This window comes from Salinicola sp. V024 (assembly GCF_052645315.1).
Genome location: NZ_JBQXYB010000001.1, coordinates 595,663 through 610,786, shown reverse-complemented (window position 1 = coordinate 610,786; position 15,124 = coordinate 595,663). Strand labels below are relative to the sequence as shown.

At 62.2% G+C, this 15,124-nt stretch carries 13 protein-coding genes; 12 read left to right on the top strand and 1 reads right to left on the bottom strand.

Annotated features, from left to right (window positions below; translation table 11 throughout):
• Nucleotides 1-14: 14 nt before the first annotated feature.
• From gatC to ACUN9V_RS02720, 12 genes are all read left to right on the top strand, one after another.
• The gene (gene gatC / locus ACUN9V_RS02775; RefSeq protein ID WP_075563091.1) at nucleotides 15-305 is read left to right on the top strand and encodes an Asp-tRNA(Asn)/Glu-tRNA(Gln) amidotransferase subunit GatC; all 291 of its coding nucleotides are present in this window, start codon (nucleotides 15-17) and stop codon (nucleotides 303-305) included.
• A gap of 190 nt (nucleotides 306-495) precedes the next feature.
• Nucleotides 496-1,968 carry an Asp-tRNA(Asn)/Glu-tRNA(Gln) amidotransferase subunit GatA gene (gene gatA, locus ACUN9V_RS02770; protein ID WP_439284939.1) on the top strand — a complete coding sequence of 491 codons (1,473 nt, stop codon included), beginning with the start codon at nucleotides 496-498 and terminating at the stop codon, nucleotides 1,966-1,968.
• Nucleotides 1,968-3,434: an Asp-tRNA(Asn)/Glu-tRNA(Gln) amidotransferase subunit GatB gene (gatB, locus tag ACUN9V_RS02765; RefSeq protein WP_439284937.1), complete on the top strand. Its 1,467-nt coding sequence runs from the start codon at nucleotides 1,968-1,970 to the stop codon at nucleotides 3,432-3,434. Before gatA ends, gatB begins: the two co-directional genes overlap by 1 nt.
• Before the next feature lie 256 nt (nucleotides 3,435-3,690).
• On the top strand, nucleotides 3,691-4,587 hold the full coding sequence (locus ACUN9V_RS02760; RefSeq protein ID WP_445510257.1) for an FAS1-like dehydratase domain-containing protein: 897 nt from the start codon (nucleotides 3,691-3,693) through the stop codon (nucleotides 4,585-4,587).
• Nucleotides 4,584-5,768, top strand: a complete 1,185-nt coding sequence (locus ACUN9V_RS02755) for an acyl-CoA dehydrogenase family protein (protein WP_445510256.1) — start codon at nucleotides 4,584-4,586, stop codon at nucleotides 5,766-5,768. The genes ACUN9V_RS02760 and ACUN9V_RS02755 overlap by 4 nt, the downstream gene beginning before the upstream one ends.
• A gap of 8 nt (nucleotides 5,769-5,776) precedes the next feature.
• Nucleotides 5,777-6,172 (top strand): VOC family protein, encoded by a 396-nt coding sequence (locus tag ACUN9V_RS02750; RefSeq protein ID WP_439284931.1) that lies wholly within the window; start codon nucleotides 5,777-5,779, stop codon nucleotides 6,170-6,172.
• Nucleotides 6,169-7,545, top strand: a complete 1,377-nt coding sequence (locus ACUN9V_RS02745) for an MmgE/PrpD family protein (protein ID WP_439284929.1) — start codon at nucleotides 6,169-6,171, stop codon at nucleotides 7,543-7,545. Before ACUN9V_RS02750 ends, ACUN9V_RS02745 begins: the two co-directional genes overlap by 4 nt.
• A 49-nt stretch (nucleotides 7,546-7,594) precedes the next feature.
• Nucleotides 7,595-8,794: a CaiB/BaiF CoA transferase family protein gene (locus tag ACUN9V_RS02740; protein WP_439284927.1), complete on the top strand. Its 1,200-nt coding sequence runs from the start codon at nucleotides 7,595-7,597 to the stop codon at nucleotides 8,792-8,794.
• Nucleotides 8,795-8,852: 58 nt separating this feature from the next.
• Nucleotides 8,853-9,677 (top strand): HpcH/HpaI aldolase/citrate lyase family protein, encoded by an 825-nt coding sequence (locus ACUN9V_RS02735; RefSeq protein ID WP_445510255.1) that lies wholly within the window; start codon nucleotides 8,853-8,855, stop codon nucleotides 9,675-9,677.
• 473 nt (nucleotides 9,678-10,150) lie between these two features.
• Complete coding sequence (locus ACUN9V_RS02730; RefSeq protein WP_445510254.1) at nucleotides 10,151-11,161, top strand: DctP family TRAP transporter solute-binding subunit; 1,011 nt, start codon at nucleotides 10,151-10,153, stop codon at nucleotides 11,159-11,161.
• A gap of 10 nt (nucleotides 11,162-11,171) precedes the next feature.
• Nucleotides 11,172-11,834: a TRAP transporter small permease gene (locus ACUN9V_RS02725; protein WP_439284921.1), complete on the top strand. Its 663-nt coding sequence runs from the start codon at nucleotides 11,172-11,174 to the stop codon at nucleotides 11,832-11,834.
• Nucleotides 11,831-13,114 (top strand): TRAP transporter large permease, encoded by a 1,284-nt coding sequence (locus ACUN9V_RS02720; protein ID WP_445510253.1) that lies wholly within the window; start codon nucleotides 11,831-11,833, stop codon nucleotides 13,112-13,114. Before ACUN9V_RS02725 ends, ACUN9V_RS02720 begins: the two co-directional genes overlap by 4 nt.
• A 127-nt stretch (nucleotides 13,115-13,241) precedes the next feature.
• Here ACUN9V_RS02720 and ACUN9V_RS02715 read toward each other — a convergent pair whose 3' ends face one another.
• Nucleotides 13,242-14,960 carry a protein kinase domain-containing protein gene (locus ACUN9V_RS02715; RefSeq protein ID WP_445510252.1) on the bottom strand — a complete coding sequence of 573 codons (1,719 nt, stop codon included), beginning with the start codon at nucleotides 14,958-14,960 and terminating at the stop codon, nucleotides 13,242-13,244.
• Nucleotides 14,961-15,124: the final 164 nt, after the last annotated feature.

Sequence of the window (15,124 nt, the reverse complement as noted above, 5' to 3'; positions counted from 1 at the left end):
AGGACATTCAACATATGGCAATCGAACACGCAGACGTGCTGCGCGCGGCCCATTTGGCCCGCCTGGGCCTCAACAACGAGGCCGAGGCGGCTGGTTATGTCGATGACCTGACTCGGATCCTGGAGATGGTCGACCGCCTCCAGGCCGTGGACACCGACGGCGTGGTACCGCTGTCACACCCCCTGGACGCCACCCAGCGTCTGCGCCCGGATGAAGTCACCGAAACCAACCAGCGCGATACTTTCCAGGCCTGCGCACCGGAAACGGCCGAAGGCCTCTACTTAGTACCACGCGTCGTCGAATAAGTTCGACGCTATCGACAGGCGAATAAGTTCGACGCTATCGACAGACGAATAAGTTCGACGCTATCGACAGACGAATAAGTTCGACGCTATCGACAGACGAATAAGTTCGACACCGATTTTGCAAGGTGCCACCCCGGCACGCCGGTGGCACCGCCGCGGACAATGATTTGACTCAGGGAATATCGACCCCATGCATCATATGACGCTCACGGAACTCGCCAAGGGCCTCAAGGCCGGCGACTTTTCCAGCCGAGAGCTGACCACCAGCCTGCTCGATCGCATCGAGCGTCTGGATGGTGACATCAACAGCTTCGTTACCGTCACCCGCGATCAGGCGCTCAACGCCGCCGATGCCGCCGATCAGGCTCGCGCCAAGGGCGAATCACGTCCGCTTGCCGGCCTGCCGTTGGCGATCAAGGACATCTTCTGCACTCAGGGCGTTCGCACCAGCTGCGGCTCGAAGATGCTCGACAACTTCCAGGCGCCCTACAACGCCACCGTGGTCGAAAAGCTGGAAGCTGCCGGCATGATCAGCCTCGGCAAGACCAACATGGACGAATTCGCCATGGGGTCGTCGAACGAATCGAGCTTCTATGGCCCGGTCAAGAACCCATGGGACCGCACCGCCGTGCCCGGCGGTTCCTCCGGCGGCAGCGCCGCTGCCGTCGCGGCAGGCTTCGCCCCCGCGGCGCTGGGCACCGATACCGGCGGTTCGATTCGCCAGCCGGCAGCGTTCTGCGGCATCACCGGACTCAAGCCGACCTACGGCCGCGTGTCCCGCTACGGCATGGTCGCGTTCGCCTCGAGCCTCGATCAGGGCGGCCCAATGGCCCAGAGCGCGGAAGACTGCGCGCATCTGCTCGGTGCCATCGCCGGCCATGACCTGCGCGATTCCACCAGCGTCGCCCGCGTGGTGCCGGACTATCTCGCCGAACTGGATGCACCGCTGACCGGACTCAAGATCGGCCTGCCCAAAGAGTACTTCGGCGACGGCCTCGATGCGGAGGTGGAAAGCGCCATTCGCGAAGCGATCCGGGTCTACGAGTCGCTGGGCGCCCAAGTGTGCGAAGTCAGCCTGCCGCACACCCACCTGGCGGTGCCGGCGTATTACGTCATCGCGCCGGCGGAAGCGTCCTCGAACCTGTCCCGTTACGACGGCGTGCGCTTCGGCCATCGCTGCGACAGTCCGGTCGACCTGGAAGACCTCTACAAGCGCAGCCGCGCCGAGGGCTTCGGCGACGAGGTCAAGCGCCGCATCCTGATCGGGACCCACACCCTGTCGGAAGGCTTCTTCGATGCCTACTACCGCAAGGCGCAGCAGATCCGCCGACTGATCCGTCAGGACTTCCTCGATGCCTTCGAGAAGGTCGACGTATTGATGGGCCCGGCAGCGCCGACCCCGGCCTTCGACCTGGGCGCCAAGAAGGATCCGGTCTCGATGTACCTGCAGGACATCTACACCATCGCCACCAATCTCGCCGGCATTCCAGGCATCAGCGTTCCCGCCGGATTTGCCGGCAAACGCCCGACGGGGTGCCGCCCAATCGGCCTCCAGATTCTCGGTCAGCACTTTGCCGAGGGCCAACTGCTCAACGTGGCGCATCAGTTCCAGCAGGCGACGGACTGGCACCGTCGGCATCCGAGCGACCAGGAGACAACCTAATGCAGTGGGAAACCGTGATCGGGTTGGAAGTCCACGTCCAGCTCGCGACTCAATCCAAGATATTTTCCGGCGCCTCCACCGCGTTCGGTGCCGAACCCAACACCCAGGCCTGCGCCATCGATCTAGGCCTGCCGGGCGTACTGCCGGTACTGAACGAAGGTGCCGTGGCGATGGCCGTCCAGTTCGGTCTGGCGATCGATGCCGATATCCCCGAGACCTCGCTGTTCGAGCGCAAGAACTACTTCTATCCGGACCTGCCCAAGGGCTACCAGACCAGCCAGATGGCCCAGCCCATCGTCGGCCGGGGTGAAGTCGAGCTGGTGCTGGATGACGACGTGCGAAAGCGCGTACGCATCCATCATGCCCACCTGGAAGAGGACGCCGGCAAGTCGCTGCACGAGACGTTCTCCAACGGCATGGGCCGCGACATGACCGGGATCGACCTCAACCGGGCCGGTACGCCGCTGCTGGAGATCGTCTCCGAACCCGACATGCGCTCGGCCAAGGAAGCGGTCGCCTACATTCGTGCGATTCACGCCATCGTCACGTACCTGGGCATCTCCGACGGCAACATGGCCGAGGGCTCGATGCGCTGCGACGTCAACGTCTCGGTGCGCCCCAAGGGTCAGGAAACGCTGGGCACCCGCGCCGAGATCAAGAACGTCAACTCGTTCCGCTTCGTCGAGCGCGCGATCGAATTCGAGGTCGAACGTCAGATCGAGCTGATCGAAGACGGCGGCAAGGTCGTGCAGGAAACCCGGCTCTACGATCCGGATCGGGATGAAACCCGCAGCATGCGGACCAAGGAAGAAGCCAACGACTACCGGTACTTCCCCTGCCCCGACCTGCTGCCGATCATGCTCGACAGCGCCTATATCGAACACCAGCGCACCACCCTGCCGGAACTGCCCACCGACAAGCGCAACCGTTTCGAAACGAGCCTCGGTCTCTCCGCCTACGACGCCGGCGTGCTGTCGGCGACGCGCCCTACGGCCGAATATTTCGAAGCCGTGCTGGCCGTCTGCGGCGATGCCAAACAGGCCGCCAACTGGGTCCAGGGCGAGCTCTCCGCGCACCTCAACCGCGAGAACATCGACATCTCGAACAGCCCGGTGACGCCGGAGCAGCTCGGTGGCCTGATCCAGCGTGTGCTCGACGACACCATCAATGGCAAGGCCGCCAAGCAGGTCTTCGCCGCTCTGTGGAACAACGAAGGCGCCAGCGCCGACGAAGTCATCGACACCCGCGGCCTCAAGCAGGTCACGGATACCGGGGCCATCGAAGCGATGATCGACCAGGTCATTCTGGAGAGCCCGGTGCAGGTCGCCCAGTACCGCGACGCCGAACCGGAAAAACGCGGCAAGATGATCGGTTACTTCGTCGGGCAGGTGATGAAGGCCTCCCGCGGCACCGCCAACCCGCAGCAGGTCAACGGCGTGCTCAAGCAAAAGCTGGACCAGGCATGATCCTGCGCTGACCGGCGATGGCTGAGCGGAAAACGAAAAACCCATGGCAGCGCAGTGTCATGGGTTTTTTTGTCTGTCACCAGAATAGCCTTCGCCCCTCCCGCCAGCTTTTCGAGGCCTCGTTGGACCGCCTCGAGCCCAATACGCCGAAAGTCGTATTCAGCGAAACCAAAGCCCCCTGCCACAAAAGAAAGATGTCCTCGGACTCCGAGTCCGGCCATGCTGGCGAGACCTTCCGAGACTGGTGGATCGCCTGATGTCTGACTATGCGCCCGACCATATATCCGACCATGTGCCCGACGGCAACGACGCGCTCGAAAGCTGGATCGGCAAGCGGGAACAGAGCACGGACCATCTCGACCGTGCGCTGGTTGCCCGGGTCGCCGCCACCTTCGGTAAACCGTGCCCGGCTACGGGTGAGCCCCTGCCACCGCTCTGGCACTGGGCGTTTTTCCAGCATCCCCTGCCCGGCGCGCAGCTGGGCGGCGACGGTCATCCAACTCGAGGCGGTTTTCTGCCCCCAGCAGCCGACCGCAATCGCATGTGGGCCGGCGGACACGTCGAGTTTCTGACACCTTTGAGAGTGGGCATCGAGGCCGAACGCGTCTCGACGGTGACCGATATTCAGGAAAAGCAGGGCCGCACCGGCTCGCTGCTGTTCGTGACCGTGCAACACGAGTATCACCAGGCCGGCGAGCTCGCCATCCGCGAAGCACAGGACATCGTCTATCGCCAGCCGGCACCGCCCAAGCTCTCGCTCGACGAGCCGATGCCGGAAGCCGACTGGTCGCAGACCATCGATCCCGATCCGGTCCTGCTGTTCCGCTATTCGGCGGTCACGTTCAACGGTCACCGGATTCATTACGATCATCCCTACGTCACCGAAACCGAGGGGTATCCGGGTCTGGTAGTGCACGGGCCGCTGATCGCGACGCTCCAGCTGCAGGCTTTCTGCGAGGCCAATCCTCGGACGCCGCCTACCCGTATTCAGTACCGCGGCCTGCGCCCGCTGATCGCCAATCAGCCCTTCCAGACCACCGGGCGCATTACTGGCGCCGGTACGGCCGAATTGACCGCCGGCAATCAAGACGGGCCGGCCCATCGCGCCACGGTGGAATTCAATAACAGCGAAGATCAGGAGTCTCGATCATGAGTCTCGCCCCTATCAACCAAGCCCCTGTCGACCATGAGGCGCTGGAAGCGATCCGTGACGGCGTTCGCAGCCTGTGCCAGCAGTACGATGGCGAATACTGGCGCCATATCGATGAAACTCGAGGCTTTCCCGAAAAATTCGTTTCCGAACTGACCGAAGCCGGCTGGCTCGGCGCGATGATCCCCGAAGAGTTCGGTGGCTCCGGCCTGGGGCTGACCGAGGCCAGCGTGATCCTCGAGGAAGTCAATCGTTGCGGCGGCAACGCCGGCTTCGTTCACGGCCAGATGTACAACATGGCGACGCTGCTCAAGCACGGTAGCGAGGCGCAAAAAGCCGAGATACTACCCAAACTTGCCAGCGGCGAACTGCGTCTGCAGTCGATGGGCGTCACCGAACCCACCACCGGCACCGACACCACCAAGATCAAGACCACGGCGGTCAAGCGCGGTGACAAGTACGTGATCAACGGCCAGAAAGTGTGGATCTCGCGCATCCAGCACTCGGACCTGATGATTCTGCTCGCCCGTACCACGCCGCTGGCCGAGGTCAAACGCAAGTCGGAGGGGATGTCGATCTTCCTGGTCGACCTGCACCAGGCGATCGACAACGGCATGACGGTCCAGCCGATCGCCAACATGGTCGGTCACGAGACCAACGAGCTGTTCTTCGATAATCTCAAACTGCCGGCAGAGAGCCTGATCGGCGAGGAAGGCAAGGGATTCCGTTACATTCTCGACGGGCTCAACGCCGAGCGCACCTTGATCGCGGCGGAGTGCATCGGCGACGGTCGCTGGTTCATCGACAAGGCCAGCCGCTACGCCAACGAGCGCATCGTCTTCGACCGTCCGATCGGCAAGAATCAGGGCGTGCAGTTCCCCATCGCCGAAGCACATATCGAGGTGGAAGCAGCCGATCTGATGCGCTGGCGCGCCTGCCAGGAGTTCGATGCCGGTGTGCCGGCCGGAGCCAGTGCCAACATGGCCAAGTATCTGGCGGCCAAGGCATCGTGGGAGGCCGCCAATGTCTGCCTGCAGACCCACGGCGGCTTCGGCTTCGCCACCGAGTACGACGTCGAGCGCAAGTTCCGTGAGACGCGGCTCTATCAGGTCGCCCCGATCTCCACCAACCTGATTCTCTCCTACGTGGCCGAGCATCTGCTCGATCTGCCACGCTCGTTCTGAGATCGCCCATGAAGATCACGCAGCTGGACCATCTGGTGCTGACGGTCGCCGACATCGATGTGACCTGTGATTTCTACGTCGACGCCCTCGGCATGGAGCGCGTCGTCTTCGGCGAGGGTCGGATCGCCTTGGGGTTCGGCGAGCAGAAGATCAACCTGCATCGCCACGGCCGTGAATTCGAACCCAGGGCCGACCGTCCCACGCCGGGCTCGGCGGACCTGTGCTTCCTGAGCGAGACGCCGCTGGAACAGGTGATCATTGATCTGGCCGCCGCAGGCGTCACGACCATTGAAGGCCCGGTTGATCGGACCGGGGCGACCGGCCCGATCCGTTCCGTCTATGTTCGCGATCCCGACGACAACCTGATCGAGATCGCCAATCGACTCGAGGAACGTTTGCCATGAATGAACTGGTCCATGATCAAACCCGTGATCGAACGCGTGAACTGGCAAGCTTTCTGGCTGAACTCAGTTACGCTCAGATCCCCCAACACGTCGTCGAACGCTGCCAGGCGCTCTATCTCGATTGGCTGGGCTCGACGCTGGCCGGCAAGGATCACGCACCGATTCCGCTGTTCGAGCACTACAGCCGGCTGATGGGCCCCAGCGACGGCGGTTGTCAGCAGCTGACCGATCGCCGCATGACCTCGCCCCATTTCGCCGCGCTGGTCAATGCCGCCGCCTCGCACGTGGTCGAGCAGGACGACCTGCACAACAGCTCCGTGCTGCACCCCGCCACCGTGGTCTTTCCCGCCGCGCTGGCAACCGCCCAGGACCTGGGCAGCAGTGGCCGGGACCTGATCACTGCCGCCGTGGCCGGTTACGAAGCGGGGATTCGGATCGGCGAATTTCTGGGCCGCTCGCATTACCGGGTCTTTCATACCACCGGCACCGCCGGGACGCTGGCCGCTGCGGTGGCCGCAGGCAAGCTGATGGAGCTCGACACCGACGGCTTCGTGAACCTGCTCGGCAATGCCGGCACCCAGGCTGCGGGGCTATGGGAATTTCTGCGCGACGCCGCCGACTCCAAGCAGCTGCACACGGCCAAGGCAGCTTCCGACGGTCTTCTTGCCGCCTACATGACGCAAAGCGGTCTGACGGGGGCAAAGCATATCCTCGACGGCCCCCAGGGGATGGCGGCAGGCATGTCGACCGATGCCGATCCTGGCCAGTTGACGGACCGTCTCGGCGAACGCTGGGCGCTGGTCGAGACCTCGTTCAAGTATCACGCCTCGTGTCGCCATACGCATCCGGCAGCGGACGCCCTGCTGGCGCTGATGCAGCGAGAAGCGCTGACCCACGACGACATCGAGACCGTCACCGCGAAAGTCCACCAGGCGGCGATCGACGTGCTCGGCCCGGTCGTCCACCCGCGCACCATCCACCAGGCCAAGTTCTCGATGGGCAGCGTGCTGGGGCTGATTGCCGTGCACGGCGATGCCAGCCTCGCCAGCTTCCGCGATCATGCGCTGCAGGACGAGGCGGTGACCAGTTTCCGCCAGCGTGTCTCGATGGTGCTGGATCCGGAAGTGGATGCCGCCTACCCCCGGCGTTGGCTGGGCCGTGTCGAGATCACGACCCGCGACGGCCGGCGGTTGAGCGCCGCGATCGACGAACCCAAGGGCGACCCAGGCAATACCCTGAGCCGGGACGAGCTGGAAGCGAAGTTTCGCCGCCTCGTCACGTTTTCGGGCGCGGCCACTGACGACGATGTCAGCAAGCTGATCGCCCATGCCTGGGACCTGTCCGCCGTGACGCGGCTCAAGCCGTTGCTATGACGTTGCGGCGATACCGGGTTGCCTCTCATTTTTTCGAACAGGATCTGTCATGACTGCTCAAGCCCCTCGTCCGCTGGATGGCCTTACCGTGGTCAGCCTCGAGCATGCCATCGCCGCCCCGTTCTGTACGCGGCAGCTTGCCGATCAGGGTGCCAGGGTGATCAAGATCGAACGCCCCGGCGTCGGCGACTTCGCCCGTGGCTATGATGAACGTGTCCACGGTCTCTCCTCGCATTTCGTCTGGACCAATCGCTCGAAGGAGAGCCTGACGCTCAATCTCAAGCACGAGGCGGCCGCGCCGATTCTCGACGATCTGCTCGGCGAGGCGGATGTGCTGGTGCAGAACCTGGCACCGGGCGCCGCCGCTCGCATGGGACTCGGCTTCGACACGTTGCACGCGCGCTTCCCCAAGCTGATCGTGTGCGACATCTCCGGCTACGGCGAAGGCGGGCCCTACGAGACCAAGAAAGCCTACGATCTGCTGATCCAGAGCGAGGCAGGTTTTCTCTCCGTCACCGGCGGCCCCGAACCGGATGCCATGGCCAAGGCGGGCTGCTCGGTCGCCGATATCGCCGCCGGGATGTACGCCTACAGCAATATCCTGTCGGCTTTGCTGCTGCGCGGGCGGACCGGCGAAGGATCGCATATCGACGTCTCGATGCTGGAGAGTCTGGTCGAGTGGATGGGCTATCCGATGTATTACGCCTTCGAAGGCGCGACGCCGCCGCCTCGCGCCGGCGCGTCCCACTCCACGATCTATCCCTACGGCCCCTTCCCCACAGGGGGCGGCGGTACGGTCATGCTCGGCCTGCAGAACGAGCGCGAGTGGCAGCTGTTCTGTGAGAAGGTCATGGAGCAGCCGGCGCTGGCTACGGACGAACGCTTCGATGCCAACTTCAAGCGCTCCGAAAATCGAGGCGATCTTCGCGCCTTGATCGAAGCCGTCTTCGCCGAACTCACCGCTGAGCAGGTGATAGCGCGACTGGAAAACGCCCAGATCGCCAACGCGCACGTCAACGACATGGCCGGCGTGTGGAACCACCCGCAGTTGGCGGCCCGTGAGCGGTGGCGCGACGTCATGACGCCCGGCGGAATGGTGCCGGCCGCGCTGCCGCCCGGACGCAACATGGCGTACGAGCCGCGCATGGATGCCGTGCCCGCCCTCGGCGAACATAGCGATGCCATTCTGAAACAGCTGGGCTATGCCGAGGAAGACATGAATACGCTGCGCCAGGCCGGTACGATTTGACCGTGTCCATTGACTCGATTCCCTTTTCATCCCCCTCGATCAAGCAAGGAAAGCGCCCATGATTTCCCCCACGCCGCCCCGCTCCGCGCTGTTCGTACCGGCCAACCGCCCCGAGCGCATCCCCAAGGCGCTGGCCAGCGGGGCCGACATCGTCATCGTCGATCTGGAAGATGCGGTGGCGCCGGAGGCCAAACCCGAGGCACGTCGGGCACTGAGCGTGTTTCTCGAAGGCGCACCGGACGGCGCGGTCTGGGTACGGATCAACGCGGCCGACACCGCGGATTTCGCCGAGGACCTGGCGCTTTGCCGCGATCAGGCAGGTATCGCCGGCCTCGTGGTGCCAAAGGCAGAGAATGTCGACGCCCTGGCCGAGGCTGGCGCCCGCGGCGTCGCGCTGATGCCGCTGATCGAAAGCGCCAGAGGATTGCAGGCGCTACCCGAGCTGGCCCAGGCGCCAGGCGTCATTCAACTGAGCTTCGGCGCCCTGGATCTAGGACTGGATCTGGGCATCGAGCCGAATAGCGAAGGCGGGGACTGGATGCTGAATCAGGCGCGCTATCAGATCGTCCTGCAGTCGCGTCTGGCCGGACTTGCACCGCCGATCGACACCGTGCATCCCGAATTCCGCGACATGGGCGTGGTCGAACGGGCCGCCAGGCGTGCGGTCGAGATGGGCTTCGCGGGCATGCTCTGCATCCATCCGCGTCAGGTGGCGGTCGTCAATCAGACCTTCCTGCCGACTGCCGATCAGCTGGCCTGGGCGACGCGGGTGATCGAGGCGGCCGAGCAGGACGCCGGCGCCGGCCAGGTCGATGGCCAGATGATCGACGCGCCGGTCATGGCGCGGGCCCGTCGGCTGGTGGCCAGCGCCCGGAGAGATTGACAAAGCACGTTGAGACAGGGGACGGGCCGCCGTTTCAGTAACGACGACCGGATCCCAATACGCTCGATCGCGACAGGATCGACAGTTAACTTCTGTGACGTTGCGCCTTCTTGCTGGCGCTATCTAGCGAAAAATTTTCGATCCATCGCTAATGATCGAGATGACAATTATGTCGGCGAAGCCCTTCGCCAAGTCGCTTTCATCTTGCCTCAAAAAGTATCGCTAACTATTGAATTAATTGTATTTTATCCATACGACCTGTCGTCTTTACGGCTCCTATTAGCTGATGTTATTTTGACTTTTTAAACTTTTTAAACCAAAAAGGAGTCGCTCTTTTCCTGATTTAACCCTTCGAGTCCCACCTAAGGTTGAATATACGAGTTCATGTAAATTTCCGCATACTCCGCCTGGCATCGCAGGTAAGGCGCTTTCGAAGACGCCAGACGATAGAACAAACTCAGGAGTGAAATGCCATGTCTCTTATCAATCCAAAAATCCTAGCTGGCGCTATCGGGGTTGCCATCCTGATGGGTGGCGTCGCGAACGCTCAGGCGCAGGACCCCATCGTCATTAAATTCTCCCACGTCGTGGCCAACGACACGCCCAAGGGTCAAGGCGCTCAGTTACTACAAAAGCTGGTGAAAGAGCGTCTCGGCGACAAGGTCAAGATCGAGGTCTATCCCAATTCCTCTCTCTATGACGACACCAAAGGATTGAATGCTCTGCTCACGGGTGACGTTCAGCTGCTGGCACCATCGATGGCCAAGCTTGGCGAGTACAGCCCCAGCGTACAGCTCATGGATCTGCCGTTTCTGTTCGACGACATGGAAGCAGTCACCCGTTTCGAGCAAGGCGATGGCGGCAAGCAGATCCTGGAATCGATGCAGGACAACAACATTCTGGGTCTGGCCTACTGGCACAACGGCATGCGCCAGCTGACTTCCAACGAGCCGCTGATCGAACCCAAAGACGCCCGTGGCATGAAGCTGCGCGTCGAGCCTTCCGACGTGCTCGCGGCTCAGATCAACGAGCTGCACGCCATTCCCCGCAAGATGGCTTTCGGTGAGGTCTATCAAGGCATGCAGACGGGTGTCATCGATGGTCAGGGTGGCAATACCTGGTCCAACATCTACACCCAGAAGTGGAACGAAGTGCAGAGCGACATGACCGAGTCCAACAATGGCGTACTCGACTACATGTTGATTACCAACGCCAAGTTCTGGAACGGCCTGCCCGATGACGTGCGCGACACGCTCGACGACATCCTGGCGGAAGTCACTGAGTCAGTGAATTCGAAGGCAGATGAACTCAACGAGCAAGCCAAGAAGGATATCATCGCTGCGGGCGGTACCGAAGTTCATGAACTCTCGCCGGAACAGGTCAAGGCTTGGCGTGATGCGATGAGCCCGGTGCTCGACGAGTATCGCGATGAAATCGGTAGCGATCTGGTCGATGCCGCTCAGCAGTCCAACACCGCGAACTGAGTGACGATCCATGCTGCTACGCATCTGGAACTCACTGGAGGAGGGCCTTGTGGCCCTCCTGTTGACGGCGATGACCCTGTTGACGTTTTTCTACGTGGTCGTCACCAATCTCTATGACGTTTTCTACGATCTCGGCGACGCTTATCCGGCGCTAGAGGAGCCCGCCTTCGCCGTCGGCGACTGGCTATTGGGTCTGGGTCAGCAGATGACCTGGAGTCTGGCGATGACGACGACGATCTTCGCCTGGCTGATTTTCTTGGGGATCGCTTACGGCGTGCGTATTGGCGCGCACATCGGCGTCGATCTGCTGGTCAGACTGCTTCCGGAAAAACTGCAGCGAGTCTGCGGCGTACTCAGTTGCCTGATTTTCATGGCCTATGCCGGCCTGCTGATGGTTTCGAGTTCAAAGTGGGTGAGCTCCCTGATGACCAGCAATATCGGTGTCGAAGACCTAGGCACATTCGGCCTTAGGGAGTGGCACGTGACGCTAATTCTGCCGATCGGATTTGCACTGATCATCGCACGGCTACTGGAAGTCCTGATTCGCATCCTTCGGGGTCAGCAGCTCGGCCTGGAGCAAAGCAACGAAGTCAGCGATGCACTGTCATTACTGGACGATACCGAAACTTCTCGTACCGAGACGCACACTGACTCCCGGAGAACACGGTCGTGACGATTGCCTTCCTGTTCATATCGCTGTTCATTTTAATGTTCATCGGTGTGCCGATTGCCGTCTCTCTCGGTCTCTCGAGTGCTCTGACGATCCTGCTGTTCAGCCAGGATTCACTGCAGTCGCTGGCCATCAAACTATTCGCCACCTCCGATCATTACACGCTACTGGCGATTCCGTTCTTTCTGCTATCCGGCGCCTTCATGACCAGCGGCGGCGTGGCAAAGCGACTGATCGACTTCGCCAACGCCACCGTTGGGCATTTCCGTGGCGGCCTGCCGATCGCCTCGGTGCTGGCCTGCGTTCTGTTCGCAGCCCTTTCCGGTTCTTCACCTGCAACGGTGGCCGCCGTCGGGTCGATCGTGATCGCCGGCATGGTTCGTTCCGGCTATACCCGCAGTTTCGCTACCGGCATCGTGTGCAACGCGGGGACCTTGGGCATTCTGATTCCGCCGTCCATCGTGATGGTGGTCTACGCTGCGGCGACATCTACTTCAGTCGGCAAGCTGTTCATGGCGGGCGTGGTCCCGGGTGTGCTGCTGGGACTGCTGCTGATGGTGGCGATCTATATCATCGCCCGCATCAAGAAGATGCCGGCGCAACCTCGCGTCAGCCCCCGTGAATGGCTGCGCGCCGCGCGCAAGTCGATGTGGGGCTTGTTGTTGATCGTGGTGATCCTCGGCGGCATCTACTCGGGGATCTTTACCCCCACTGAGGCGGCGGCAGTCGCAGCGGTGTATGCGGCGTTCGTTTCGCTGGTGGTCTATCGCGATATCGGGCTCAAGGAATGCCCGCGAGTCATTCTGGATGCCGCACGCCTCAGCGTCGTGCTGATGTTCATCATCGCCAACGCGATGTTGTTCGCCCATGTGCTGACTACCGAGCAGATCCCCCAGTCGATTACGGCGTGGGTCGTCGAGCAGGGTTTCTCGCCGATCACGTTCCTGCTGGTACTCAACCTGGTACTGCTGGTGGCGGGTAGTTTCATGGAACCTTCGGCGATCATTCTGATCCTGGCCCCGATCCTGTTCCCAATCGCCATGCAGCTGGGCATCGATCCGATCCATCTCGGTGTCATCATGGTAGTCAACATGGAAATCGGCATGCTGACGCCGCCAACGGGACTCAACCTGTTCGTGGCTTCGGCTGTCACCGGCCAGCCGCTGACAGCGGTCATCCGGGCCTCGGCGCCCTGGTTGATTCTGCTACTGGCGTTCCTGCTGCTGATCACCTACGTACCGTTCATCTCGCTCGGCTTGCCGAACTGGCTGGGCATGCCCTAGTCGCAAGACGAGGACCGTGACGTAACCCTCGAGGGCGCCATTACGGCGCCCTCTTCATTTGTGCCCACTGACTCGCCCTACCCATGTCAGCCCTCCTCGTCTCGGGATCAACCCGGCTGCCGAAGCGCTACTTCAGCCACCACGACAGAATCAGCAGGAAGAGCAGCACGGTGGCGATCGCCTGCCACACGCTAGCCGGCTCTCGCCATGGGGGGCGCGGGCTCTCGTCCTCGTGCTTGGGCGCCGGGCGCAGATGATAGGCAAACTCGGAGATCCGCCGAAATCGCAGCGCCCGTAGCGGATCGAGCGAGCGTCTGAAGGCATCGTCGAGATCGCTGCTGATCGCCGAGTTGCTGAGTTGCGCACGGCGATAGGTCATCTGCTCCAGGTCGGTATGACTGCGCAGGTGGTTCGGCAGCAGGGTATAAGGCAGATGACCGGTAAGCATCCAGTAGATCGTCGAGGCCAACGAGTACTGATCGCTGCGGCGGCCGACTTCGGTATCCAGCGCATACTCCGGTGCACTGTGTTCGGTCAGCCCGATCTGCCGCGCCAGCTCGCGGGCTTCGCCCTGAGCGTCGCCCTCACGCTTGTGGCAGGCACCGAAATTCGTCAGCAGCAGACTGCCATGCCGGTCGATCAGGATATTGTCGGGATGGATATGCTGATGCAGCACATCGTGACGGTGCAGCGCCTGTACCGCCTTGACCAGCTGACGCGCGATCTCGAGGCGCTGTTCCAGGCTCGCTTGCGGATGTTTCCCGAGCCACTCGGTCAACGTCTCGCCATCGACGTAGCTCATCAGGTAGTAGAGATAACGGCGTGTCCGCGCCGGCTCCATCACCTTGACCACGAACGGCGAGTTGACACGCTCGACCACCCACTGCTGCAGACTGAAATGCTCGAGATAGACGTTGCGCGTCGACAGTTCCGGGCTCGGCGCCTTCATCACCATGTCGCGACCGCTGCGAATATCGCGCACATGATAGAGCCGCGCCTTGGCGGTGCGCGACAATATGTTCACGACCTCCAGACCATCGAAGCGCTCGCCCTTGGCGAGTTCCGGCGGCACCGGCAGGTGATGGAAGACACGTGGCTGCTCGTCGGTCTCGTCTTCTGACAGGCGGTCTACCCGCACCAGCTGGAAGCAGAACTGGTTGGCGTTGTAGCCCCGCTCGATGGCGCGTTGATTGGCCGCCTCCGCCAGCCGTTCGCAGGCGGCGTCGAGATCGCTGACATCGGCACGAATCAGCTGCACGTACTCGGACGGCACCAGCGTGCCACGAACGGCCTGGGTCATGAACAGGAACAGGTCGCCCTGCTTGAGCGCAAAGCTGGAGTAGTCGATATCGACATGCCCATCCATCCCCAGCGCCCGCGAGGGGTAGCGATAACCGCCCAGATCGGTAACGTGGTCCCGCGTCAGCTGCTCGAACTCCGCGCCCCGGATGCGGTAGACCAGGGTATCGCCCATATGGAAGAGATGCGCGTCGTGCTGATGAAAGATCATCGCCGACAGCGAACAGATGTAACTGCCCCCTTCGATGTACCCGCTCTGGCTGTGGCACCAGCTGTTCAGGGCCCGCAGCACGCGGGTCGCCGACGTCTTGACGTCCCAGTGGTCGGGCGTCGAGTAGTAGTCGGCCAAAAAGCCCCGCACGCTGAGATCGCCGGCCTGCTTGGCGATCGAATTGCGCCAGGTGGAGTCGCTGATCAGCGCGCAGCCCCCCTTGGAGATCAGTTGCTCGCCCTGGGGAATCTGCACCGACATCGAACTGCGGTGGCGGTGTAGATCCGGCGCGACGAAGGCTTGACCATAGGTCAATGACAGCGAGCTTTTCGACAAGGACTTTCTCCCCATGGATCGACGAACGGCGAGTCATCAGGCAATCTCGGACACAGCCCCGACGGCGTCGATGCCGAGGCGTCGTCGGGGAATCGGGCCGGCGTCTGGATTGGTAATCGGACTAGCCTGTTCGTATAATTCTCCGGATTTTCGCCCGCTGGCGT